At 35.9% G+C, this 24,830-nt stretch carries 23 protein-coding genes; 20 read left to right on the forward strand and 3 right to left on the reverse strand.

The window, feature by feature from the left end:
- The first annotated feature begins 1 nt into the window (after position 1).
- From trpB to C8E03_RS06580, 4 genes are all read left to right on the forward strand, one after another.
- A complete protein-coding gene (gene trpB, locus C8E03_RS06565; RefSeq protein ID WP_110290581.1) occupies positions 2-1,816 on the forward strand; it encodes a tryptophan synthase subunit beta in 1,815 nt (604 codons plus the stop codon).
- Positions 1,817-1,828: 12 nt separating this feature from the next.
- Positions 1,829-2,614: a tryptophan synthase subunit alpha gene (gene trpA / locus C8E03_RS06570; RefSeq protein WP_094379413.1), complete on the forward strand. Its 786-nt coding sequence runs from the start codon at positions 1,829-1,831 to the stop codon at positions 2,612-2,614.
- A 222-nt stretch (positions 2,615-2,836) separates the two neighbouring features.
- Positions 2,837-4,462, forward strand: a complete 1,626-nt coding sequence (locus C8E03_RS06575; protein ID WP_110290582.1) for an amidohydrolase — start codon at positions 2,837-2,839, stop codon at positions 4,460-4,462.
- A gap of 138 nt (positions 4,463-4,600) precedes the next feature.
- The gene (locus C8E03_RS06580) at positions 4,601-5,239 is read left to right on the forward strand and encodes an RpiB/LacA/LacB family sugar-phosphate isomerase (RefSeq protein ID WP_110290583.1); all 639 of its coding nucleotides are present in this window, start codon (positions 4,601-4,603) and stop codon (positions 5,237-5,239) included.
- Between the two features lie 113 nt (positions 5,240-5,352).
- Here C8E03_RS06580 and C8E03_RS06585 read toward each other — a convergent pair whose 3' ends face one another.
- Positions 5,353-6,507 carry a glycosyltransferase family 4 protein gene (locus tag C8E03_RS06585; RefSeq protein ID WP_146212302.1) on the reverse strand — a complete coding sequence of 385 codons (1,155 nt, stop codon included), beginning with the start codon at positions 6,505-6,507 and terminating at the stop codon, positions 5,353-5,355.
- A 39-nt stretch (positions 6,508-6,546) separates the two neighbouring features.
- Positions 6,547-7,131 carry a hypothetical protein gene (locus C8E03_RS06590; RefSeq protein ID WP_110290584.1) on the reverse strand — a complete coding sequence of 195 codons (585 nt, stop codon included), beginning with the start codon at positions 7,129-7,131 and terminating at the stop codon, positions 6,547-6,549.
- A 418-nt stretch (positions 7,132-7,549) separates the two neighbouring features.
- Between C8E03_RS06590 and C8E03_RS06595 the strand changes: the two genes are divergently transcribed.
- The 14 genes from C8E03_RS06595 to C8E03_RS06660 all read left to right on the forward strand — a co-directional run bounded on the left by C8E03_RS06595 (position 7,550) and on the right by C8E03_RS06660 (position 19,001).
- Entirely contained in the window at positions 7,550-8,353 is an 804-nt protein-coding gene (locus tag C8E03_RS06595; RefSeq protein WP_094379403.1) for a class II aldolase/adducin family protein, read from the forward strand.
- Positions 8,354-8,411: 58 nt separating this feature from the next.
- Positions 8,412-9,836 carry an aldehyde dehydrogenase family protein gene (locus C8E03_RS06600; protein WP_110290585.1) on the forward strand — a complete coding sequence of 475 codons (1,425 nt, stop codon included), beginning with the start codon at positions 8,412-8,414 and terminating at the stop codon, positions 9,834-9,836.
- Positions 9,837-9,856: 20 nt separating this feature from the next.
- Positions 9,857-11,044 (forward strand): zinc-dependent alcohol dehydrogenase, encoded by a 1,188-nt coding sequence (locus tag C8E03_RS06605; RefSeq protein ID WP_330410729.1) that lies wholly within the window; start codon positions 9,857-9,859, stop codon positions 11,042-11,044.
- Positions 11,045-11,055: 11 nt separating this feature from the next.
- Positions 11,056-11,361 (forward strand): BMC domain-containing protein, encoded by a 306-nt coding sequence (locus C8E03_RS06610; RefSeq protein WP_110290586.1) that lies wholly within the window; start codon positions 11,056-11,058, stop codon positions 11,359-11,361.
- A gap of 74 nt (positions 11,362-11,435) precedes the next feature.
- Entirely contained in the window at positions 11,436-11,714 is a 279-nt protein-coding gene (locus tag C8E03_RS06615) for a BMC domain-containing protein (RefSeq protein WP_094379394.1), read from the forward strand.
- 9 nt (positions 11,715-11,723) lie between these two features.
- Positions 11,724-12,017 carry a BMC domain-containing protein gene (locus tag C8E03_RS06620; RefSeq protein WP_094379392.1) on the forward strand — a complete coding sequence of 98 codons (294 nt, stop codon included), beginning with the start codon at positions 11,724-11,726 and terminating at the stop codon, positions 12,015-12,017.
- Positions 12,018-12,191: 174 nt separating this feature from the next.
- Entirely contained in the window at positions 12,192-12,470 is a 279-nt protein-coding gene (locus tag C8E03_RS06625; RefSeq protein WP_110290680.1) for a BMC domain-containing protein, read from the forward strand.
- Positions 12,471-12,575: 105 nt separating this feature from the next.
- Entirely contained in the window at positions 12,576-13,217 is a 642-nt protein-coding gene (locus tag C8E03_RS06630; protein ID WP_094379388.1) for a phosphate propanoyltransferase, read from the forward strand.
- A gap of 14 nt (positions 13,218-13,231) precedes the next feature.
- Positions 13,232-13,507 (forward strand): EutN/CcmL family microcompartment protein, encoded by a 276-nt coding sequence (locus C8E03_RS06635; protein WP_110290587.1) that lies wholly within the window; start codon positions 13,232-13,234, stop codon positions 13,505-13,507.
- Between the two features lie 58 nt (positions 13,508-13,565).
- A complete protein-coding gene (locus C8E03_RS06640) occupies positions 13,566-14,894 on the forward strand; it encodes an SLBB domain-containing protein (RefSeq protein ID WP_094379384.1) in 1,329 nt (442 codons plus the stop codon).
- Between the two features lie 64 nt (positions 14,895-14,958).
- The gene (locus C8E03_RS06645) at positions 14,959-15,507 is read left to right on the forward strand and encodes a BMC domain-containing protein (RefSeq protein ID WP_094379382.1); all 549 of its coding nucleotides are present in this window, start codon (positions 14,959-14,961) and stop codon (positions 15,505-15,507) included.
- A 126-nt stretch (positions 15,508-15,633) separates the two neighbouring features.
- A complete protein-coding gene (locus tag C8E03_RS06650) occupies positions 15,634-16,536 on the forward strand; it encodes an alpha/beta hydrolase (protein ID WP_094379380.1) in 903 nt (300 codons plus the stop codon).
- Between the two features lie 260 nt (positions 16,537-16,796).
- Positions 16,797-17,558 (forward strand): DeoR/GlpR family DNA-binding transcription regulator, encoded by a 762-nt coding sequence (locus C8E03_RS06655; RefSeq protein WP_094379378.1) that lies wholly within the window; start codon positions 16,797-16,799, stop codon positions 17,556-17,558.
- Between the two features lie 18 nt (positions 17,559-17,576).
- Positions 17,577-19,001 carry a rhamnulokinase gene (locus C8E03_RS06660; protein WP_094379376.1) on the forward strand — a complete coding sequence of 475 codons (1,425 nt, stop codon included), beginning with the start codon at positions 17,577-17,579 and terminating at the stop codon, positions 18,999-19,001.
- Between the two features lie 148 nt (positions 19,002-19,149).
- Here the strand turns inward: C8E03_RS06660 and C8E03_RS06665 are convergent, their stop codons facing one another.
- On the reverse strand, positions 19,150-19,764 hold the full coding sequence (locus C8E03_RS06665) for a TetR/AcrR family transcriptional regulator (protein ID WP_094379374.1): 615 nt from the start codon (positions 19,762-19,764) through the stop codon (positions 19,150-19,152).
- A gap of 446 nt (positions 19,765-20,210) precedes the next feature.
- Here C8E03_RS06665 and C8E03_RS06670 point away from each other — a divergent pair, with 446 nt between their 5' ends.
- Both C8E03_RS06670 and C8E03_RS06675 read left to right on the forward strand, forming a co-directional pair.
- The gene (locus C8E03_RS06670; protein WP_094379372.1) at positions 20,211-22,310 is read left to right on the forward strand and encodes an efflux RND transporter permease subunit; all 2,100 of its coding nucleotides are present in this window, start codon (positions 20,211-20,213) and stop codon (positions 22,308-22,310) included.
- Positions 22,311-22,324: 14 nt separating this feature from the next.
- A complete protein-coding gene (locus C8E03_RS06675) occupies positions 22,325-24,523 on the forward strand; it encodes a methyl-accepting chemotaxis protein (RefSeq protein WP_110290588.1) in 2,199 nt (732 codons plus the stop codon).
- Positions 24,524-24,830: the final 307 nt, after the last annotated feature.

Here is a 24,830-nt window from a genome sequence, read left to right on the forward strand (position 1 = left end):
TATGGGTACAAAGATAAAGATTTGCGGAATAACAAGACCAAAGGAAGTTACTATGTTGATAGAAAATCAGGTGGATTTCGCAGGAATGGTCATGTTTTATCCTAAAAGCAAAAGAAATAATTCTATTGAAAATGCAAAGATTTTATTAAAAAAGCTATCGATATCTTCGATACAAACGGTTGCTGTCACAGTCAGTCCGACAATAGAACAGGTGATGGAAATACAGGCTTTGGGTTTTGATTATATTCAGATACACAATATACTTTCAAAGGAAGTCCTAAAAGAAATAAGACTTCCAATATTAAAAGCGTTTCATATAAGCGATTTAGGAGATTATGAAAATTATCAAAGCTGTTCTAAGGTATTTGGCTATGTATTTGACAGTGCGATTCCGGGTAGCGGCGAAACCTTTGATTGGTCAATACTTGATCATATACCAAGAGACAGAAAGCTTTTTATCCTTGCAGGAGGTCTGAATAAAGACAACGTAGAAAAGGCAGTCAGGCAATTAAGACCGGATATCATAGATGTCTGTACCGGAGTGGAAGGAGAGAATGGAAAGGATGCCTTAAAGATAAAAGAACTTGTAAATAAAGTAAATCAATGGAATGAGAAGGAGAGGAAGACAGAGATGGAGAAATATTATTATGGCAGTTTTGGTGGAAGATATGTACCAGAATCATTAATCAATACGTTGGATGAACTGGAGGCTGCCTTTGAGGAGGCAATGAACGATACTAAATTTAAGGAAGAGCTTGATTACTATTTGAAAGAATATGTGGGCAGAGAGACACCTCTATATTTGGCAGAAAGAATTTCAGCAAAATATGGAACAAAAATTTATTTAAAAAGAGAGGATTTAAATCATACAGGTGCACATAAAATCAATAATGTTATTGGCCAAATCTTGTTGGCAAAACGTATGGGAAAGAAAAAAGTGATTGCTGAAACAGGTGCTGGACAGCATGGTGTTGCAACGGCAACAGGAGCTGCATTATTTAATATGGAATGTACGGTTTATATGGGAGAAGAGGATATTAAGCGTCAGGCACTGAATGTATTTCGTATGGAAATGCTTGGGGCAAAGGTGGTTAGTGTAACATCAGGAAGCAATACGCTAAAGGATGCGACCAATGAAGCGATACGCACATGGGCTAAAACAGCAGAAGACACTTTTTATGTCATAGGCTCGGCAGTAGGACCGTATCCATATCCAAAGATAGTGAAAGAATTCCAAAGCATTATAAGTAAAGAAGCAAAGGCGCAGTTTTTACAAAAGGAGGGCAGATTGCCTGATACGGTCATTGCCTGTGTAGGAGGGGGTTCTAACTCGATTGGAATGTTTGCCAATTTTATTGAGGATAAAGAAGTAGAGTTAATTGGAGTAGAGGCAGCCGGACTGGGAGTTGAAACCGGAAAGCATGCCAGTGCAATGGCACTTGGAAAGCCAGGAACCTTGCATGGAATGCGTTCCTATTTATTACAGGATGAGAATGGAAACGTAGAGCTTGCACATTCCATATCAGCAGGACTTGATTATCCGGGAGTAGGACCAGAGCATGCGTATTTGCGAGATACCAAAAGAGTGGAATATGTATCTATAAAGGATAATGAGGCGATGGATGCACTAAAGGAGCTATGTGAACTAGAGGGTATTATACCGGCAATAGAGAGTGCACACGCTCTTGCCTATGCCTTTAAAAAAGCATCCGTTATGAATAAAGAACAGGCAATGATTGTATGTTTATCAGGACGTGGAGATAAGGATGTAAATACTGTTTCAGATTATTTCAGTGGCAAAGGCTACTTAAATTAGGAGGGGATAAAAATGAATCGAATTGAAAAAAGATTACAAGAGTTGAAAATAGAAAATAAAAAGGCGCTGATTACTTATATGACAGCAGGACTTCCGTCTTTACAAGGAACAAAAGACATCATTTTGGCACAGGATGAGGCCGGATGTGACGTGATTGAGCTCGGGGTACCGTTTTCCGATCCGGTTGCCGACGGACCGGTGATTCAGGACGCTTCTTTTAAGGCAATTCAATTAGGTGTCAATTTAAAAAAAGTTTTTACAATTGTAGAAAATGTTAGAAAAGAATCTCAGATACCGATTGTTTTAATGCTTTATTACAATACTATTTTGTATTATGGAGTAAAAGCCTTTGTAGAACGGTGTATCGGGGTTGGAGTGGACGGTTTGATTATACCTGATTTGCCTTTTGAAGAGCAGGGAGAAATCAATGAATTTTTAGGCAAAGAGGAGGCTCCGATTCTGATTCAATTGGTGTCACCTGTTTCAAAAAACCGAATACCTAAAATTTTAGAGCATGCACGAGGATTTGTTTACTGTGTTTCCTCTATGGGAGTAACCGGTCAGGATGCTTCTTTTCATAAGAATATTATAGATTATTTAAAGCAGGTAAAAAATGAATCTAGAATCCCTGTCATGATGGGATTTGGAATTCGTACTGCCAAAGATGTAGAACCAATGAAGCACATAATAGACGGAGTCATTGTAGGATCATATTTTATTCAATTAATGGAAGAAAATGATTATCAAATTGATAAAATCAAAGAGTATTGCAAGAGCTTTAAAAAGCAGTTGAATTAGAGAAAAAAGTCCGGACAAAAAAATGATAATTTTGTCTGGATTTTTAAGTTTGTTTTCTAAAAAAATATTTAAAAATATTGGAAAGAGAAATAAAGTATAAGTTTTATTTATCTACAAATACTTCATAAGAGTGTCTTTATCAGTAATACGTTTTGAATAAAATCGGTTCCATGAATCGTAATCATAATTTAAACAATAGATACAAAATAGGAGAGATACAAATTGAAAAGGATCATTTATTATAATGCCCAAATTATAACAATGGAAGAGAGTCAACCAAATGCAGAGGCAGTTTTAATTGAAGAGGGAAGAATCAAAGCGGTTGGATCAAATCAAGATATTCTTTCATTCAAAGAAGAGGATACATTCATAATAGATTTAGAGCAAAAAACAATATTGCCCGGATTTATTGATTCTCATTCCCATATTAGTTCTATTGCGTTTCATATGTTAATGGTAAATGTAGGGCCAAGTCAATGCAAATCAGTTGAAGACATTGTTGAGGTTTTAAAGCAGGCATATCAGGAAGAAAAACCTAAAAAGGCAGAGTGGCTGATTGGTAGAGACTATGACAATACGTTATTAGAAGGAAGCAGACATCCAACCAAATATGATTTAAATAAAATAAGTACATCAGTGCCTATTATCATATTCCATGCATCTGGACATTGTGCGGTATTAAACTCACCTGCTTTGAAAGAGTTTGGTTATGCAGGAAAAGAATTTAAAGTACCAAGTGGTGGGATGGTAGAACTCAGAAACGGCGATACGACAGGATTAATTAAAGAGAATGCGCTGTTTGAAAAAGATAGAATACCATATCCATCTCTCGAAAAAATAATACATTCATTAAAGAAAGCAGTAAATGAATACGTTTCTTATGGAATTACAACAGCACAGGATGCCAAAACAGGAAAATTAGAGTATATTTTGTTGAAAAATCTGTCAGAAATGCAACTTTTAGATATTGATATTATATCTTATGTGACAAAGGAAGCCGCATCTAAATATTGGTCAAGCCTATCCAATCCATTAACGAATTATAAGAGCCATTATCGGATTGGAGGATATAAAATATTAATAGATGGGGCACCACATCTAAAAACGGCGTGGTTAAGTGAACCTTATTATATCGTTCCAACGGGGAAAGTGAAAAACTACAGAGGGTTTCCAAATTCTACCGATGAAGAAGTATTTAGAGAATGCAAAAGTTGTATAAACAATAATTGGCAAATAAATGCACATTGTAATGGAGACGCTGCATGCGATCAGTTTATTAATGCCTATAAAAGGGCTTTAAAGGAAACTCAAAGTCAAGCCAAGCTTCGACCTGTTATTGTTCATGCACAGATTATAAGAGATGATCAGCTAGACGAAATGAAAAAAATTGGTATGATACCAACCTTTTTTCTGGATCATATTTATTATGGAGGGGATTACCATTATGAATCTGTACTTGGTGCAAAGCGAGCGATGAGAATGAGTCCACTGAAATCTGCGATGGAGAGAAAAATGGTATTTACGATGCATCAGGATGCCCCTGTTATTCCGCCAAATGTTTTATTCTCAGTGCATAATGCAGTCAATCGTATCACTCAAAATGGAAGAATTTTGGGAGAGGAGCAAAGAATTTCAGTAGAAGAAGCATTAAAAGCAGTTACTACTTATGCTGCTTATCAGATATTTGAGGAGGAATCAAAAGGCAGCATCAAGCCGGGAAAGCTTGCTGACTTAGTAATATTGAATGAAAATCCAACGAAAATTGAAAAAGATAAAATTAAAGACATACAGATCATAGAAACAATAAAGGAAGGGGTTACGGTTTATAAGAAAGATTGCAAAGATTAAATTCTGCCAAACGGCTTTGTTCAATAAATGCTAGTTTTTATCCACTAAAACACAAGAAAGAGAAAATTAGCAATGCTATAATTGACTGGTAAATTAATATTCAAATTTAAGAAATATAGCAAGAAAAAGGAGAACAAAATGAAAATAGCTCTAATTAATGAAAACAGTCAAGCGGCTAAGAATGAAATGATTTTCTCTACGTTAAAGAAAGTTACTGAGCCAATGGGACATAAAACATTTAATTATGGAATGTATAGTGCAGAGGATAAAAATCAGTTAACCTACGTCCAAAACGGTATTTTGGCAGCCATTCTTTTAAATTCAGGTGCAGCCGATTACGTTATAACAGGATGCGGCACGGGTGAAGGAGCAATGCTAGCTTGCAATTCATTCCCAGGAGTCATTTGCGGTCATGTGGTTGATCCGTCAGATGCATATATGTTTGCACAAATCAATGATGGGAATGCCATTGCGATTCCTTTTGCTAAGGGATTTGGATGGGGAGCAGAATTAAATCTTCAATATATCTTCGAAAAGTTATTTGAAGGAGAAAGCGGACAAGGTTATCCAAAGGAAAGAGTCGTACCGGAGCAAAGAAACAAGAAAATTCTTGATGAAGTTAGAAAGGTATCTTTAAAGGATTTAATCACAACCTTAAAGAGCATTGATCAGGATTTGGTTAAAGGTGCAGTTGCAGGAGATAAATTTAAGGAGCTTTTCTTTGCAAATTGTAAGAATGCAGAATTTGCAGCTTTTGTAAAAGAGCTTTTATCATAATAACATATGAATAGGCGCAGCATTATCCGGTAAAATCAAGAATATGAATGTTACATTTTACTGGCTTATGCTGTGCCATTTTGATTTGTGGTAGTTTTATAAAATTCAGTTTTTTACTTCACTATAAACTGTTCAAACAAATTAATCCAGCGTTCACATATCCTATCCCAAGACAATTCAACCTCTTGAGCTAAGTGCAAGGATTTATCAGATAGTGTTTTAAGGTACTCCCTGTCATTATATACATTGGATAATAGTTTTGCCAGATGCTTTGTATCTATAATGTTTTCTGTACTGCTCCTATCCAGATCGATTAATAAGCCGGATTGATACCATATCTCTTTGCAAGCTGTATGATTGGGTACGATTTGTGCAGCTCCTGTGGCTGCATGTTCTAACGAAACAAGTCCCCATCCTTCTCCGCTTGAAGTATTAATTCCTATATCACAAGCATTGTAAATAATGTTTAACTGCTCATCATTTATCTCATCGTTATGTGTTTCAAATTTGCTCAATATAATTCTATCTTCTATACCAAGTTTCTTAATATAACTTATCAGATCTACCCCACAATCATTATCATCAATTTGTAAATACAGATAAATATGTTTAGGCTTATTTCTAACAAAAAGTGAAAAACTCATTAATGTAAGATCAAGTCGTTTTCTAGGGGTATTTCTGTTACCATTTAATATAATAAAAGAATCATACATATCCTTTTTATCTGGAAATAATATCTGTCTTGCTCTTTTCTTTCCGCCTACTATAGGATAAAATTTAGTTGAATCTACTCCATGTGGAATAATTTCAATCTGCGGCATTACAACATTCTTATGATTGTAACCTGCCAAATTCCATTCCTGAAGAAATAGTTGCATTCCATAATGTGTATAGAAGATTATATGTGATAAATTTTTTAGTTTATAAGCTCGATCTACATAAGGTGAATTTTCATCTACCGGACAATAAAGGACCACCTTATTTGCATAGCCAAGTCTTTTAAAGTTATTATAATGCACATCATATAACCAATAATCATGACACATGAAGATAACGTTCGGTTTGTACTTTTCAATTAATACAGGAACCTGCTTTGCACCAAATATATCACCTAGCTCTTTATTTGTTTCAATAACATAAAGTTCTGACTTAACTTGTGTATATAAGTTATATGCAAAATAAACAATCTTAAATTTTCGAGATAAATAGACTGCTATAGTTTTTAACACTCTGGCAAACCCTGTTTTTCCTCCTTGTCCTATTATCAAAATATCACAATCCATAAGTAGATACTTTCGGGATTTATCTTATATTGTAGTTTGATAGGTTGATTGTATTGGCATATTCCAAGCACTAGATTTTTGAAACTCTTCAAAGCCTTGTTTCGCTCCATAGCCAAAACGTCCAATTAACATGTAGTTTACCGGAGAAACCATCCAGTACTTATCATTGCTCATTTGGCTGCCTGGATCACAATGCGTTTCCCAATACTCTAGTCCATCAGAGGCTCCAACTGTAGTTAAAAATTTATACATAGAAGGGGTTGGCGGTATATTATTGCCTGCTCCAAACGAGCATAGAATTAAAAGATATCCTAAAACAGCATAATGACTGCTTATAATTTCCTGAAACATAATATCGTACATATTGATATAGTTTTTATACCAGCTAATTGAATTTGTACTTAGATTAAAATAATTATTATAAAGGATATTGGGATAAATGTTTAATTTTGGGTCTTCCATAATAACCGCCTGATATCCAACCGGAGACGATGGAGGTGCTATAGGTGATTCTATCATACTCCCATTGATAGAAATTGAAGGTGGAATCGGTACAGCTTTAATAGGATAGTCTGTTACTTGAGATTGCGTTTTTATAGTGATAATCAAAATTTTCCTCCTGATAAAAAATTTTTATACATATATGTTATACAACTCAAGGTTAAAAGGTTCTAGGTTATTCAAAATTCGCAAACTGCTTCTTGTAATACATATTCTTACATCAAGCAGAAATACTCTTTTAATATTTTACGTATCTTTTATATGTTCTAAAACAAGATTTTAATTATATTTGTTTTATGTTGTTTTGCTTTGAAAGATTAAATGCTTTTTATTCTGCCAGATATCATCTAATATGAAAGTCTTATCTGATCAAGACAAATCTATTGAATTTTCAAGTCCTATAAACAATATAAAAGAAAGAAAAAAACTTGTAAAACATGTTGCTTTTTAATTAAATTAGTGATAAAATTAAATAAAGTCAAAATAAAACAACACAAACACACATGTTTAAGGAGGATTTTTAAAAATGGCTAATGAATATGAAATCAAAAAACAAATTTGTGATATTGGTAAAAGAATATATGATAGAAATATGGTGGCGGCAAATGACGGTAACATTTCTGTAAAATTAAATGATCATGAATTTCTTTGCACACCAACCGGTGTATCAAAAGGATTTATGACTCCGGAATATATCTGCAAAGTAGATGAAAATGGAAATTGTCTTCAGGCTAATGGAAATTTCAGACCATCATCAGAAATTAAAATGCATATGAGAGTTTACAAATGCAGACCAGATGTAGGAGCAGTAGTACATGCTCATCCAACCTTTGCAACATCATTTGCAATTGCAGGAATTCCATTAACTCAGCCAATTATGCCTGAGGCAGTTATCGCACTAGGATGTGTTCCAATTGCTGAGTACGGTACACCATCTACGATGGAGATTCCGGATAATGTAGAAAAATACTTACCTTATTACGATGCAGTATTATTAGAAAGCCACGGAGCATTAACTTGGAGTGTTGACCTTTTAGCTGCTTATCATAAAATGGAATCTGTTGAATTTTATGCTGAATTATTATACAAATCAAGACAGCTTGGCGGACCAAAGGAATTTGACAAAGAGCAAATTCAAAAATTATATGAAATCAGAAGACAAATGGGCTTACCAGGAAAGCATCCGGCAGATATGTGTGCAGAATTAGGTGGACAATGCGGTGGTGGCTGTCATTCATGTACAAGCACAAAAACATCAGAAGTATCCTCAACAGATATTGAGAAAATTGTTGCAGAAGTAACAAAGAAGATTTTAACTCAAATGAAATAATAGAATCTGGGCTTTAACTGTAGTTTTAGTACAGTCAAAGCTGTAGGAGGTGCATAAAGTGTCAATCAGCGAACAAGAAATACAAGATATGGTTCAAAATGTTTTGCAAAATATGAGTAAAGGTGAGAACCCTTCTATTCATAAGACCGAAACAAAGCCAAAGAAATTAATGGGAATTTTTGAAAACATAGAAGATGCAATTGCTGCTGCAAAAGCAGCGCAAAAAGAAATACAGCCAATGCCGCTGGAATTCAGAGAAAAAATTATTGCCAATATACGTAAGAAAACACTTGAAAATGCAAAGTTATTTGCAGAACTTGGAGTAAAAGAAACCGGTATGGGCAATATCGGACATAAGATACTAAAGCATCAATTAGTTGCAGAAAAAACACCTGGAACTGAAGATCTTACCACAATAGCATGGTCTGGAGACAGAGGCTTAACACTCATTGAGCAGGGACCATATGGTGTTATTGGAGCGGTGTGCCCATCTACCAATCCGACCGAGACGATAATTTGTAATTCAATCGGAATGTTGGCGGCAGGAAACTCCGTTGTATTCGCTCCACATCCATCAGCCAAGAATGTTTCCAATCTTGCAATTGATATGGTAAACAGGGCAAGCACTGAAGTGGGAGGACCACAAAATCTGGTGGTCGCAGTAGAAGAGCCTGCCATGGAAGTCAGTAAAATTATTTTTGGACATAAGGACATCTCACTATTGGTAGCAACAGGAGGTCCAGGTGTGGTTACATCTGTTCTTTCCTCGGGAAAAAGAGCAATGGGAGCAGGAGCAGGAAATCCACCGGTACTTGTGGATGAAACGGCAAATATACCAAAAGCAGCCGAGGACATTGTAAACGGAGCAACCTTTGACAATAATTTACCATGTATCGCAGAAAAAGAAGTAGTAGCAGTAAAATCAATAGCAGATGAATTAATGTATTACATGGAACAAGCAGGCTGCTATCATGCAAATGAAGAAGAAGTTGCTAATTTAATTTCAGCGATATTCATTGAGAAAAATGGCAAAAAGATGTTAAACAGACAGTGCGTGGGACGTAGCGCAAAGATGCTTTTAAATAAAATAGGAGTAACAGTTGGTGATGAAATTCGCTGTATCATTTTTAAGGGTGAAAAAACACATCCATTGATTGCAGAAGAGCTTATGATGCCAATACTTGGAATTGTAGAAGTAAGGGATATAGACGAAGGAATTGAGGTTAGTGTGGAACTAGAACAGGGAAACAGACACTCTGCCCATATGCACTCAACAAATGTAAATAATCTGACCAAATTTGGTAAAGCTATCGATACGGCAATCTTTGTTAAAAACGGACCTTCTTATGCTGCACTTGGATTTGGTGGAGAAGGTTATGCAACCTTTACAATAGCAAGCCGAACCGGAGAAGGTTTGACATCGGCTAAAAATTTTACGAAAAGCAGAAGATGTGTAATGTGTGATGCATTAAGTATTCGATAAGGAGAGTGATATAAGTGGAAATGAATATAGAAGAAATCGTAAAACAAGTACTTGAAGAAATGCAAGGTACTGGCATCGCAGCAGAACCAAAGGCAGCCGGTAGTATTCCAAAGACTTCAAAAGCAGCGATGCTTACTGCATTAGAGCATTATGAGATAAAAGAATTTCCAATTCCAGAGCTTGGAGATGACGATATTTTAGTAAAAGTGGAAGGCTGTGGTGTTTGCGGTACAGATGCACATGAATTTAAAAGAGATCCATTTGGTTTGATTCCTTTGGTATTAGGACATGAAGGAACTGGAGAAATTGTGAAAATGGGTAAAAACGTGAAAAAGGACAGTGCCGGAAAATCATTGGCAATTGGGGACAAGGTTGTTACTTGTATGATTTTTAAGGATAACCCAGACATTACAATGTTTGATTTAAACAAACAAAATGTAGGCGGAGCCGATGTATATGGTCTACTGCCAGATGATGATATTCACTTGAACGGATGGTTTGCAGATTACTTGGTGGTAAGAGGAGGCTCTACCATTTTCAATGTAAGTGATTTGGATTTGGATTCCAGAATCTTAATTGAGCCATGTGCCGTTTTAATTCATGCAGTGGAAAGAGCAAAAACAACAGGAATCTTAAGATTTAACAGCAGGGTAGTTGTTCAGGGCTGCGGTCCGATTGGTCTTATTTGTATTGCAATCTTAAAGACTATGGGTGTACACAATATCGTAGCAGTTGACGGAGAACAAAAGAGACTGGATTTTGCAAAGGAACTTGGTGCATCTGCAACGGTTAATTTCAAAGACTATAAAGGAATTGAAGCATTAACTGATGGAGTTGAGAATGCATTCGGTGGATATCTGGCAGATTTTGCTTTCCAATGTACAGGATCACCAGTGGCGCATTCCAATATATATAAATTTATCAGAAATGGTGGCGGTCTTTGTGAATTAGGTTTCTTTATCAATGGTGGAGATGCGACCATTAATCCTCACTTTGACATCTGCTCAAAGGAAATAACAACAGTAGGTTCTTGGGTTTATACCTTAAGAGATTATGCTACAACCTTTGACTTCCTAAAAAGCGCAAAATCGATAGGACTTCCAATTGGAAAACTGATTACCCATAAGTTTCCTTTAAATCAGATTAATGAAGCACATATTACCAACTTAAAAATGGAAGGCTTGAAAATTGCTATCGTAAATGAATAGGAGAAAAGGCTATGAATGAAGCAGTTGGTTTAATAGAGGTATTTGGTTGTGTTGCCGCCTTTGTGGCGGTAGATGCGGCTTGTAAGGCAGGCAATGTGCGGATAGAGGCGTTGGATAAAAATAAGCCGGCGAATGCAGATTCATTACCAGTACCACTGGTAATGTGTGTTAAGATGAGAGGAAGCGTTTCGGATGTAAGGGCGGCAATGGATGCGGCCGAAGAAGCGGCAAACAGTGTAACTGGTGTAGTATCAAAGCATATGATAGCGGCACCTGACCAGAATACGGAAAAAATGCTAAATATTAGTGCATTATAAAACAAGTGCGTTTTGATTAAAAATATGTTAGAATAAAAATAGTTAGTAGGTACAACCTTAAGGAGGATTAAGTTATGACACAGGAAGCATTAGGTATGATAGAAACCAGAGGATTAGTAGCAGCAATTGAAGCATCTGATGCAATGGTAAAAGCAGCAGATGTTCAGTTAATCGGTACAGAAAAAATTGGTTCAGGACTTGTCAGCGTAATGGTACGTGGTGACGTAGGTGCAGTGAAAGCAGCTACAGAGGTTGGAGCACAAGCGGCTGCAAGACTTGGAGAATTAGTGGCAGTTCATGTAATCCCAAGACCACATGTTGACGTAGAAAAAATATTACCTGTAATTAAATAGGGTTCGTTTATGAAATCGTTAGGGTTAATTGAATTACCTAATTTCACAGATGCAATTCAGGCATTGGATGTAATGCTTAAGACAGCAGATGTCAAATTTCTTACTTGGGAAAAGAAATTAGGAGGCAGACTGGTAACTGTTATTGTTCAAGGCGATGTATCTGCGGTAACTGAGGCAGTGGAAAGCGCAAAAAAAAGTGCAGTAGGAAATATTGTTGCGTCAGCAATCATTGCAAATCCGCATGATGAAACGAAGAAGCTTGTGGATGCAAGTGCCAAAAAGTATAAGAATGCCCTTGAATAACAAATACAGGTAATTCAGAATGAGGTATTAGATATGACCGAAGAATTAAAGAACAAAACAAATTATATAGCAATGCAAAAAGAAATAGATAAAAATAAAAAAAAGGTATCAAGTAAAAGTGTTTCCAAAACACAGCCAGTAAAGGAACAAGTAATCATTAAGGAGGAAAAAAGGATGGAACTTCAAGCATTAGGAATGATAGAAACAAGAGGTTTGGTTGCTTCAATTGAGGCAGCAGATGCTATGTTAAAAGCAGCAAATGTAGTTTTAGTGGGAACAGAGAAGATAGGCTCAGGACTTGTAAGTGTAATGGTACGAGGCGATGTTGGAGCAGTAAAAGCAGCAGTAGAAGCCGGTTCAGCAACAGCAGCAAAATTAGGCGAGGTAATTGCAGTTCATGTTATTCCAAGACCACATAGTGACGTAGAAAAAATTCTTCCACAGGTAAAATAAGAATAATGTAAAATTCTGACGTGCCTGATTTATATATGTTGGGCACAGTCAGAAGCTTTATGACTACCATTATGTGCGTACAGACCCGCACCGTTGGAGGTACACATGCAGGAACAATTAGTTCAAGAAATAACCAGGCTGGTTATTGCACAGCTTGACAATACAAAGGTTATAGAATCAGAATATATGGTTCCTATTGGTATATCAGCACGTCACGTGCATTTGACCAGGGAACATATTGATATTTTATTTGGTAAAGATTATCAGTTAAATAAAAAAAAGGTATTAATGGGAGGCCAATATGCGGCACAGGAATGTGTCACCTTGGTCGGAACAAAGCTTAGAGCAATAGAGAATGTTAGAATATTAGGACCCGAAAGAAAAGTTTCACAGGTTGAAGTGTCCCAAACAGATGCCATTCGTTTGGGAATCAAAGCACCAATCAGGGAATCGGGCAATATAAAAGGCTCAGCACCAATCGCAATGGTTGGTCCGTTGGGGGCTGTTTATTTGGATGAAGGATGTATTGTTGCAAAACGTCACATTCATATGTCACCAGAAGATGCGAAACAGTTTGGTGTGGTTGACAATCAGATTGTTAATGTTAAAGTTGGCAATGGCAGAGGGGGCATTTTTGAAGGTGTTCAAATTAGAGTAGATCAATCATTTACATTGGAGATGCATATTGACACAGATGAAGCAAATGGTTTAGGTGTAGGTAAAGAGGGGAGAATCCTGATTAAGTAATTTAGGAGGTATTTATGATTATAGGGAAGGTAGTTGGTACAGTAATTTGTACCAGAAAAAATAGTAATCTGGTAGGAAGTAAATTCTTAATAGTTGATCCAATGGAGAAAATGAACGCAAATAGCAGAATCGTAGCAGTGGATAATGTAGGAGCCGGTATACATGATATTGTGTTGGTTGCTATGGGAAGTTCTGCTAGAATAGGTTGTGAGGATTTAAATGCACCTGTTGATGCGTGTGTAGTCGGCATCGTGGATGATCCGCAAAAAATTGTAATAGTAGAAGAATAAGTAACGAATTGGTCAGCCGACCATAAAGCTACGAAAGGATAAGGTTTAGGTGAGCTGAATGGATATGTTAGAAATGAAGAAGGCTTTATTCGAGGGTGGCATTGTAGGAGCTGGTGGAGCAGGATTTCCTACTTATGCAAAGCTTTCGGATCAGGCAGAGACGATTATATTAAACTGTGCTGAATGCGAACCTTTAATTAAGGTTGACAGACAGTTGATGATTGACTACGTCGATGAAGTACTTTTTGGCATGCAGATGCTGGTAGATACATTAGGAGCCAAAGAAGGAATTATTGCCATTAAGAAGTCGTATGTCACTTCCATACAGGCAGTTAATAGCCGTATTGCTAATTATAAAAGTTTAAAGCTTCATATTCTGCCTGATATTTACCCGGCAGGTGATGAAGTTATTTTGATATATGAGACAACGAAAAAGGTAGTGCCGCAAGGTAAGATTCCTATTTTAGTTGGCTGTGTGGTAGTGAACGTTGAAACAGTCCTTAATATCTATAGAAAAATTACAAAGGATGAAAATGTTACAACAAAATTTATTACGGTTGCAGGATTGGTTAAAAATCCAATTACGGTAGAAGTACCAGTTGGTATTATGGTGAAGGATTTAATTGACCTGGCAGGTGGTTTTACAACAGAAGATTATGTTATGATTATGGGCGGACCAATGACGGGTAAAATATGTTCTGCACCTGACATAGTGACTAAAACGACAAAGGCTATTTTAGTATTACCACCTACATGTCCACCAATCACAATGAGAAAGAGTACTACCAGAAACAACTTACGAGCTGCAATGTCAGCCTGTTCACAGTGTTCCATGTGTACAAGCCTATGTCCAAGAAATTTACTCGGTTCAGCAATTAAACCACATGAATTTATGCGGGCAATCGCTAATGGAATTACATATAATGTAGAACCTTTTATTAATTCTTTCTTTTGCGTATCCTGTGGACTTTGTGAAATGTATTCTTGTCATCAAGGGTTATCGCCTCGAAGACTACTGGATGAATATAAGAACGGACTCAGGGCAAAGGGAGTAAAGCCACCGGATAAACCCAATAAACCAACTAATGAACTAAGAGAGGAACGTAAGGTTCCTGAACATAGACTCATAAATCGCTTGGGATTAGCAAAATTTGATCTTGCAGCACCTATGGCTAAGTGTGAAATGAATATCAAGGAAGTAAAATTATTACTTCGTCAGTGTATAGGAGCACCATGCAGTGCGAGTGTTAAAGTAGGAGATAAAGTGTCTCAGGGTCAGGTGGTAGGAAAACCGCCCGAAGGAGCTTTGGGTGTTATATTACACGCAAGCTTGACTGGTACTGTAACAGCAGTGAATGACAGTTTTATCACTATAAGTAAACAATAGTAAACTGAGGTAACATTCAGTACCCACTGATAAAATATTTCAGTCATAATGGAGATGAGTAAAGATGAATAAGGCAATTGGAATGGTAGAATATAAAACGGTTTCCACAGGTATTAAGGCAGCTGACCGGATTGTGAAAACAGCAGAGGTTGAGTTAATTCAGGCTCAGACAGTATGTCCGGGTAAATTTATAATATTATTCAGCGGTGATTTAAGTGCAGTTCGAGTGGCAGTCGATGCGGTACAAAAAGAGTATCCGGAGAGTTTAATCGACAGCTTTGTGCTTGGTAATCCTCATGAGTCTATTTTCAAGGCACTTACCTGTACCTCGGAGATAGAAGAGGTATCTGCACTTGGAGTGATTGAAACCTTTACAGGTGCATCGGCTATAGTCGCTGCGGATCATGCAGCTAAGACAGCACAGGTTGATATATTTGAGATTCGTGTATGCAGAGGTATGTGTGGAAAATCTTATGTACTTCTGACAGGGAGCGTTGCATCGGTAACAGAAGCAGTAGAGTCTTCTGTTGCTTTAATCAGAGAAGAAGGAATGATTCTTGATTTTGCAATTATTCCAAGTCCATCAAAAGATTTTGTAAAAACTTTAATATAGAAAAAATTATCAAAATATGGTATAATATAGTTTGCGAATAAAAAGCGATAAGAATCAACATTCTTTATCGCCTTTTTGTTATAATTGAAAATGATGTATTTTGTTAACTGAAAGGGAGTGTAAAATTTGATTATTAAGAAACGTTATGTGGAGGAAAATGAATCGGGGGCATATTTTACTGCTTATTTATTAGAGGATTCTAAGGAACTACTTCCGGGTAAGAAACGCCCGGTGGTTGTAATTGCTCCGGGAGGGGGATATTTATTTACATCGGATCGAGAGGCAGAGCCAATTGCTATGAAATTTTTATCACTTGGTTATCATGCAGTTATTCTTCGATATACAACGGGTAATATTGAGGAAGGGAGAATAGGAGTGGGCAAGCAGGCATTGAAGGAGCTTGCACAAACCATATACTATTTAAGACAGAAATCTGATTTATGGTATCTGGATAAGGACAAAATTGCAGTTTGTGGATTTTCAGCAGGAGCTCACTTGGCAGCCAATTTAGGGGTGCATTGGAACAATAAAGAATTAATAGATTCTTTAAAAACAAAAGAGAAAAGAGCAGAAGATATTAAACCGAATGCGTTGATTTTAGGCTATCCTCTTTTAGATTATGAAGTAATGTTACATAAAGCAAAGCTGGAAGCAGAAAATGAAGAACTAAAGGGTAACTTTGAATTTATAAAAATTGCCAATAAGGCTTTGACAGGAACAGTTGATCTAACAGAGGATATTATTAAGGAATATAGTCCCAAATTTTGGGTGTCCAAGCATACACCACCAACTTTTTTGTGGCATACAGCTACGGACAACCTCGTTTTTGCAGAGAATTCTTTAAACTTTGCATTGGAATTGGCCAAACACAAGGTACCATATGAGCTTCATGTATTTCAGAATGGAGGGCACGGCTTAGCACTTGCAAATGAAATAACGGCTAATTCGAAAGAACAAATAAATGAGGATTGTGAAGTTTGGTTTGATTTAGCTGCTAATTGGCTAAAGAAACACATTCCGTTGTCATAATAGAAAATATTGCAGTATGATAAAACACTTAAAGTATCAATTTATCATGCTGCTTTTATTTAGCTTATCAATTATTATAATTAGTATGTAGTTTTAATTTTATATATTGTTGTTTTGTATTGTTTTTGATAAAAAATATACAAAAATACTACAACAAACAAACATATTGTGGTATAATACTAAAAAGTAATGTAATGATCGTATTAGTAAGTAGCAAATCGGACTGTGAATATCCGTTTTGCTGAATTGGAGGTGAATGAATGTTAGCAATAGAAAGAAAGAATGAAATTCTTGCTATTTTGCAGAAAGAACAAAGGGTGTTAGTAGCAGAGTTAAGTCAAAAATACAATGTAACAGAAGAAACGATTCGTCGTGATTTAGAAAAGCTAGAGAAAGAGGGTTTTGTTAAAAAGACCTATGGAGGAGCAGTTTTAAACAGTAATACAAATCTGGATCTTCCTTTAAGAATAAGAGAGAAAACGAATAAAAAGGAAAAGCAGATAATTGCTAAAATAGTTGCTGAGCTAATAGAAGAAGGGGAAACAATTATGCTTGATTCTTCTTCAACCTCATTAATGGTTGCGAAAAATTTGAAACAAATAAGGAAACTAACTGTAATTACAAATTCTGTAGAAGTACTGATTGAATTTGCAGGAAACAAAGGAATTAATGTAATTTCAACAGGAGGTATGCTTCGTGAGTCTTCTCTATCGTTAGTAGGAAAAACAGCAGAACGGACTTTGATGAATTTTAATGTGGATAAGGCTGTTATTTCTTGTAAAGGTATTGATTTGGACAAAGGTATTACAGAGTCAAACGAGAGTGAGGCAGAAATAAAAAGTATTATGAGAAAATGCGCCAAAACTACTATTTTGGCAATTGATAATAGTAAATTTGATAATATATCATTTATTAAGGTGGGTGATTTAAATAAAAATGATATTGTAATCACAGATAAGATGTTGCAAGACAAATGGAATCAATATTTTGAAGAGAGAGAAATTAAAGTAATTGCAGAATAATTTAAAAGGAGAAGATGTATGAGTTCACCAATATATAATCTGGCTTTTGATTTTGGAGCATCAAGCGGAAGGCTTATTTTAAGTAAATTTGACGGGAGAAAAATTGAATTAGAGGAGATACATAGGTTCACAAATAATCCTGTTCGAGTAGGAAAAAATATTTATTGGGATACCTTTCGGTTATATCATGAGCTAAAAGTTGGATTAAAAAAGGCAGCAGCCAAGAAACTAAATATTACGAGCTTAGCAATTGACACATGGGGAGTTGACTATGGATTTATAGACAAAGAGGGTAATTTAATTGGCAATCCTGTGAATTATCGCGATGATAGAACCATTGGTGTGATAGATGAAATTGATAAAATTGTACCGCTTAAGGAAGTTTATGCATCTACCGGTATTCAGTTTATGAATTTTAATACACTTTTTCAGTTCTATGCTGATAAAAAAATGCGTCCTTCTGTTTATGAAAATGCGTATAAATTTTTAGCAATGCCAGATTTGTTTAATTATTTTTTGACAGGTAAAATGTTTAATGAATATACCATTGCAAGTACAGGACAGTTGTTGGATGCAAAAAAGAGATTTTGGGATATTGATTTACTTAAAAGACTGGGACTGAAAACTGATTTGTTTTGTGAGTTGATTAAGCCGGGTACTATTGTTGGTGATTTAATTGATGAGGTGGCAAAAGAAACAGGTATTGAGAGTGTTAAAGTTATTGCAGTAGGAAGCCATGATACGGCTTCTGCTGTAGCGGGAACCCCTTTTGAGGAAGAAAATGCGGCATTTTTAAGCTGTGGAACCTGGTCACTACTTGGAATGGAGATTGACGAACCAGTTCTTAACGAGGAATCCTATCAGTATAATTATACCAATGAAGGTGGTGTAGAGGGCAAAATAAGACTGCTTAAGAATATAAATGGTCTATGGATTATGCAAAACCTGCGTAAAGATTGGTGTGAATTTGAAGGAGAAGTTTCATTTCCTGATATTATTAAGGCTTCGCGTGAAGCAAAGAGAAAGGACTTTATCATTGATCCAAATGACCAGAGATTTTCAGCTCCGTACAGTATGATGAAAGAAGTAATTTCTTATTGCGAAGAGCATTCACAGGGAACACCTCAAGGCCTTGGAGAAATTGCTATGGCAATTTACAATGGTTTAACACATGAATATAAGAATGCCGTAGCAAAGCTTGAAGTAATAACTGGTAAAACAATACCTTGTATTAATATGGTTGGTGGTGGAATTCAAGATCAACTTTTATGTGAATTAACTGCGAATGCAACTGGGAAAAAAGTAATAGCAGGGCCAATTGAGGGATCTGTTCTTGGGAATATAGTAATGCAACTTAAGGCCATAGGAGTAATTGAATCTTTAGACGAAGGACGTAAAATAATCAAAGATTCTTTTGAACAAAAGGTTCATCTTCCAATGTAAGAAAATATGAAAATTTGTCAAGTAAAAAATATAATTAAGTTAAAAATAAGTATATAAAACATATAAAAGGTCATGCCACAATATATATAATGTAGCATGACCTTTTTTGTGTTGATAAAATCTTAAAAGCAATTTGTATTGATTATAATTATGATTCATCTTCAGGCTTTTGGTGAGATTTTATGATATTGCGTATGGTATCATACAAATGTGGTTTCAATACGGAAATTTCAACAGGTTCATTATATAGAATTGAACTATAGCAGGTAGAACCCACTAATTCTAGAATGAGAAAGAGCATTATTTCAGGCTCAATGAATACACATTTGGAGTTTTCAATCATATTTAAGTATATTTCGTAAAAATTAACATCTGAGTCAAGAGCTGGATTAATAAGTGCCTTTTTAAATACACCCCAGCTCAAATTCTTTGATAAAAAAGTCAGTAAAGATTTATTCTTATTCAGTTCATCAATCACATAATCTACAATGAAAATGATACTATCATCAAATTTTTCTATTTTATTTGCAAGAACAGCATTATGTGCTTTGGAAAAAAGCTGACTGGATTTATGAGATATAAGCTTATTTCTAATATCATATTTATCTTTGAAATAAAGATAAAAGGTTCCTTTGGCAACTCCGGCGTTTTTCACTATGTCTGAAATAGTAGTTTTATTGATTCCTTGTGTAATAAATAAGTCAAAGGCTGTGTTTAGGAGGGAATCTTTTTTTTGTTTTTTGTTTAGATCTAATTTTCCCATGGATAAATCCTTTCAAATACTGTTTTTCGTTATGAATGAAATTTCCTCATTAACTTATCGGTAAAAACAAATACTCGCGTTGCTCGTGCTTGTTTTTCTTCCGATAAGTGAAAACTATCAGGGAAAAAACTTCTGATAGATTCGGAAATGAAATTTCCTCATTAACTTATCGGTAAAAACAAATACTCGCGTTGTTCGTGCTTGTTTTTCTTCCGATAAGTTATATTATAGGTAGAAAAATGACCAAAAGTCAATAGATAATTTTTAAAAATATATCTTATATGTAAAAAAGTGATGATTCAGTGAAATATTAAAAAAAATTATATTGACTATTGGTCATTATGGTAGTATAAATGTAATAAAGAAATAAATGACCGATAGTCATTTAAACAATAGAAAAGTTCGTTTATCGTTCTTTCTACATAAAAAAGAGGAGTGAGAGTTATATGATTAGATTTGGTAAAAAAGTTGTAAAGTTTAGAATTCCAATTTTCGTAATAAGTCTTTTATTGTTGATACCTTCTGCAATTGGTTACATCAATACAGGAATAAATTATGATTTGCTTTCATACTTGCCAAAGGATATTGAAACAATGAAAGGGCAGGATATCTTAGTGGATGAATTTGGAACCGGTGCCTTTTCCTTTTTGATAGTTGAAGACAAGGATATGAAAGAAGTCTCAGCAATTAAGGCGCAGGTAGAACAGGTAGAGCACGTAGAAAAAGTTCTATGGTATGACTCTTTATCTGACATTTCAGTTCCAATCAATATTTTGCCATCTAAGGTAAAGGATGCATTTAATTCAGAAAATACAACTTTGATGGCGATTATATTCGATGGTACAACTTCAGCAGAGGGAACAATGGCAGCAATTGAGAATATTAGATCTATTTTGGATGATCAGAGCTACTTAAGTGGAATGTCACCAGTTGTAACAGATACGAAATTCTTATCGGAAACGGAAACGCCAATTTATGTTTTAATAGCAGCCGTGCTTTCCAGTATTGTTCTTTCATTAACAATGGATTCCTTTTTGGTTCCAGTACTGTTCATGCTAAGTATCGGAATGTCAATTGTTTACAATTTAGGTAGTAATGTGATTTTTGGAGAAATATCATATATTACGCAAGCGTTGGTTGCAGTATTGCAGTTGGGAGTAACAATGGACTATGCAATATTTTTGTGGCACAGCTATGAGGAGCAGCAGGAGCGATTTGACGGTGATAAAAATAGGGCTATGGCACATGCAATATCAAGTACAATCTCTTCAGTAGTTGGCAGCTCTGTAACCACAATAGCAGGTTTCCTGGCATTGTGTTTCATGAGCTTTACCTTAGGCTTAGACCTTGGTCTTGTTATGGCAAAGGGAGTCGTTTTTGGAGTTATTGCCTGTGTTACGCTTTTACCCTCACTAATACTTATTTTTGACAAGGCAATTGAAAAAACAAGACATAAAGCGTTAATTCCAGAATTTAACGGACTTTCTGAATTTGTTATAAAGCACTACAAATTATTTGCACTAATTTTTGTGGTTGTTATGATACCCGCAGCATACGGAAACAGTAGAACTCCGGTTTATTACAACATTTCAGATACGCTTCCAGACACACTGGATAGTGTAAAAGCTAATAAAAAGCTGGAAGAAAATTATAGTATGAATTCTACACATATGGTTCTTATCAGCAGCTCAGTAGATTCCAAGCAGATACGTGCGATGGTCAAAGAAATGGAAGCGGTAGACGGAGTAGAATGGGTACTCAGTACAGAATCCTTGTTTGGTCCTGCAATACCGGAAAGCATGATACCAGATGATTTAAAGGATGAACTTAAAAATGAGAATTATCAAGTTATGCTTGTAAGTTCACAATATAAGGTGGCTTCAGATGAAGTGAATAATCAATGTACCGAGCTAAATACCATTATTAAAAATTATGATTCAGGTGGAATGCTAGTTGGTGAGGCACCATGTACCAAGGATTTGATTACTATTACAGATAAAGATTTCAAGACAGTTAGTGTTGTATCAATCGGAGCTATTTTTCTTATTATAGCAATTGTATTCAAGTCAGCATCATTGCCTTTTATATTAGTAGCAGTAATTGAATTTGCAATATTTATTAATATGGGTATACCATATTATACCAATACAACACTACCATTTATCGCATCCGTTGTAATTGGAACAATTCAGCTGGGAGCAACCGTCGATTATGCCATATTAATGACGACGAGATATCAAAAAGAAAGAGCAAGCGGAAAGTCAAAAAAAGAGGCGGTAACAATTGCTCATAGTACATCGGTTAAATCAGTTATTGGCAGTGCATTAAGCTTTTTTGCAGCAACCTTTGGGGTAGGATTATATTCTACAATAGACATGATTAGTTCACTTTGTTCATTAATGTCTCGAGGAGCAATTATAAGTATGTTTGTGGTTATCTTTATTCTGCCAACAATGTATATGATATTTGATAAAGTAATCTGTGCAACAAGCATTGGATTTAAAAGAAAAGACAACGGCACAAGTGATATAGCAGTGAATCAATAAGGGAGGAAAACAACATGAATATGAATAAAAAAGTAGTTAAATTAACAGTAGCAGCAACGGCAATAACAGTTACAGCAGCAAGCTGTCTAATCAGTGTAAATGCTTCAAAAGCAAAATCAAATGAAGAAAAAGAAAAAAATGATGCAGTAGAAGCAAATGCAAAAACAAGTGAAAGCGCGGCCGACAAAGCAGATAATACAGTAGTAAATACTGTGGAAAAGGTTGCAGGAACCACACAGGCAGATGCAGATAAAAGCGAAACAGTATATATAACTTCCGATGCAAATGGAAATACCAAAAGTGTAATTGTAAGTGACTGGCTAAAAAATACAAATAAAGAGGGTGCAATTGCAGATGTAACAAACCTTACGAATATCGAAAATGTGAAAGGCTATGAAACCTATACAACAAACAGTGATGGGACTATTACATGGGCTAGCACAGGAGACGATATTTATTATCAAGGTGAAACTACAAAGGAATTACCTGTTACAATGAAAGCAACCTATTATTTGGATGGTCAGGAAATATCACCGGCTGATTTGACAGGAAAGAGTGGTAAAGTAAAAATTCGCTTTGATTATACAAACAATTCAGTTAATAAAGTTTTGATTGGTGACGAAGAGGCAAATATTTACACACCATTTACTATGATAACAGGTATGATTTTACCGTCAGAGAATTTCTCTAATGTAGAGGTATCAAGCGGTAAAATAATTTCGGATGGAAAAAATGAAATCGTAGTTGGCTATGCAATGCCTGGACTTGAGGAAAGCTTAGATTTGGCGGACAAAGATATTGATTTTAGTATGCCTGATTATTTTGAGGTTAGTGCTGATGTCACTGATTTTTCACTTGCTATGACAGCAACTGTGGCAACAGCAGATGTTCTTTCGGATTTTGACATTAACGGAGTAGAAGATTTTGATGAGCTAGAGGATTCGATGAAAGATTTAACGGATGCATCAAAGAAATTGGTAGATGGAACTTCTGATTTAGCCGATGGAGTTACAACCTTAAAGGACGGTACAACTACATTACGAGATGGAGTTGAAACCTTAGATGGAAAATCAGGAGAATTGGTTGACGGTATGAGTACTTTAGCAAATGGTGCAAGTGAATTAAATGAAGGTACCGACAAGCTTGCCCAGGGAAGTGATAATCTAGAGGCAGGAGCAAAGAAGCTTGATGAAAGTACGCAGACCTTAGTTGATGGTTTAAATCAAACAAAGGAAGGAGCTGATACTTTAGTATCTAGCTACTCAGCGGCAGTTGATGGTTCAAGTCAGCTTGCGGCAGGACTTGAATCATTAAATAACGGGGCAAGTCAGCTACAAAGTGGTGTAAGTAGTATGGGGGACAGTCTTTCTGCTTCCATAGCAGAATATTCTGCAAAGATTCAAGAAGCAGAAGCAGGAATCAGTGGAGCAGAAGCAGCAAAAAGTGATTTACAGACACAGGAGGCACAGCTCATTGATGGAATTAAAGCAACAGCAGCAGCCAGTGGAGACACTTCAGCGTTAGAGGAAAATCTGGCACAGGTACAGGCAGGTATAGCACAGTATGATGCAGGAATTACGAATGCTTATAATTTGAAGGGGCAGGCAGAAGGTGCAGTGGCGGCATTGTCACAGATACAAAGTCAGATGGCAAGCTCTGGTTTATCCGACGGAGTGGCAGCATTAGCAAGTGGTTCAGGAGATTTATTAACAGGAGCCAATAGTTTGTCCACAGGAATCGATCAATTATATGCCGGAACACAATCATTACAGACAGCACTTGATAGTCTTTCAGAGGGTGGAGCAAAATTAAAGAGCGGAACCAGCTCACTATATGGTGGTGCATCCGAATTAAATTCAGGAGTAAGTAAGATTGATGCGGCAACCGGTAAATTAGCTTCCGGAACAGCAACCTTATATGATGGTGGCATAGCATATACAGATGGTGTATCTAAGTTAAAGGATGGAGGAGTGGAATTAGATAATGGAGTTACGAAATTAAAAGACGGCGTTACAGACTTAAAGGATGGTATGACCAAATTTGATGATGAAGGAATCAATAAATTGTCAGATGCATTTGATGGAGATATCAAGCCATTAAAAGATAGGATTAATGCTGTAAAAGACGCAGGAGACAACTATAAAATTTTCTCTGATGTAAAAGAGAATACATCAAGCAGTGTTAAATTTATATTTACTACAGACGGAATATAAGAAAAGATATCGTTTAGTATTTGTGAAAGTATTGAAAAAGGAGCTTTTGCTCCATAGCAAAGTGTGCTATGGAGCAAAAGCTTTTTGCATTTCATAAGAAAGACCTTGTTGGTAACGTTAAAAAGCTTTGATTCTTATGAAATAAAAACACAATGCGCACGAATGCAAGAGGAAATGTCACTGCGTGACAGCATTCGGCGCGGCAAAGCGGTCAAGTCCCTCATGAGTAGGGAATAGGGAGCTGATGCGGACTTGTCCGTTATTTTGCTTTATAGCAAAGACCTTGATATTGACTAGAGTACTTTCC

Origin of the sequence: Lachnotalea glycerini (assembly GCF_003201285.1) — a bacterium.
GTDB classification, from domain to species: domain Bacteria; phylum Bacillota; class Clostridia; order Lachnospirales; family Lachnospiraceae; genus Lachnotalea; species Lachnotalea glycerini.

Excerpts from the sequence above, each read along its gene's own strand:
- trpB (WP_110290581.1), top strand. The coding sequence starts at position 2 with ATGGGTACAAAGATAAAGATTTGCGGAATAACAAGACCAAAGGAAGTT.
- trpA (WP_094379413.1), top strand. The coding sequence starts at position 1,829 with ATGAATCGAATTGAAAAAAGATTACAAGAGTTGAAAATAGAAAATAAA.
- C8E03_RS06580 (WP_110290583.1), top strand. The coding sequence starts at position 4,601 with ATGAAAATAGCTCTAATTAATGAAAACAGTCAAGCGGCTAAGAATGAA.
- C8E03_RS06595 (WP_094379403.1), top strand. The coding sequence starts at position 7,550 with ATGGCTAATGAATATGAAATCAAAAAACAAATTTGTGATATTGGTAAA.
- C8E03_RS06605 (WP_330410729.1), top strand. The coding sequence starts at position 9,857 with ATGAATATAGAAGAAATCGTAAAACAAGTACTTGAAGAAATGCAAGGT.
- C8E03_RS06610 (WP_110290586.1), top strand. The coding sequence starts at position 11,056 with ATGAATGAAGCAGTTGGTTTAATAGAGGTATTTGGTTGTGTTGCCGCC.
- C8E03_RS06615 (WP_094379394.1), top strand. The coding sequence starts at position 11,436 with ATGACACAGGAAGCATTAGGTATGATAGAAACCAGAGGATTAGTAGCA.
- C8E03_RS06620 (WP_094379392.1), top strand. The coding sequence starts at position 11,724 with ATGAAATCGTTAGGGTTAATTGAATTACCTAATTTCACAGATGCAATT.
- C8E03_RS06625 (WP_110290680.1), top strand. The coding sequence starts at position 12,192 with ATGGAACTTCAAGCATTAGGAATGATAGAAACAAGAGGTTTGGTTGCT.
- C8E03_RS06630 (WP_094379388.1), top strand. The coding sequence starts at position 12,576 with ATGCAGGAACAATTAGTTCAAGAAATAACCAGGCTGGTTATTGCACAG.
- C8E03_RS06635 (WP_110290587.1), top strand. The coding sequence starts at position 13,232 with ATGATTATAGGGAAGGTAGTTGGTACAGTAATTTGTACCAGAAAAAAT.
- C8E03_RS06640 (WP_094379384.1), top strand. The coding sequence starts at position 13,566 with ATGGATATGTTAGAAATGAAGAAGGCTTTATTCGAGGGTGGCATTGTA.
- C8E03_RS06645 (WP_094379382.1), top strand. The coding sequence starts at position 14,959 with ATGAATAAGGCAATTGGAATGGTAGAATATAAAACGGTTTCCACAGGT.
- C8E03_RS06655 (WP_094379378.1), top strand. The coding sequence starts at position 16,797 with ATGTTAGCAATAGAAAGAAAGAATGAAATTCTTGCTATTTTGCAGAAA.
- C8E03_RS06660 (WP_094379376.1), top strand. The coding sequence starts at position 17,577 with ATGAGTTCACCAATATATAATCTGGCTTTTGATTTTGGAGCATCAAGC.
- C8E03_RS06665 (WP_094379374.1), bottom strand. The coding sequence starts at position 19,764 with ATGGGAAAATTAGATCTAAACAAAAAACAAAAAAAAGATTCCCTCCTA.
- C8E03_RS06670 (WP_094379372.1), top strand. The coding sequence starts at position 20,211 with ATGATTAGATTTGGTAAAAAAGTTGTAAAGTTTAGAATTCCAATTTTC.
- C8E03_RS06675 (WP_110290588.1), top strand. The coding sequence starts at position 22,325 with ATGAATATGAATAAAAAAGTAGTTAAATTAACAGTAGCAGCAACGGCA.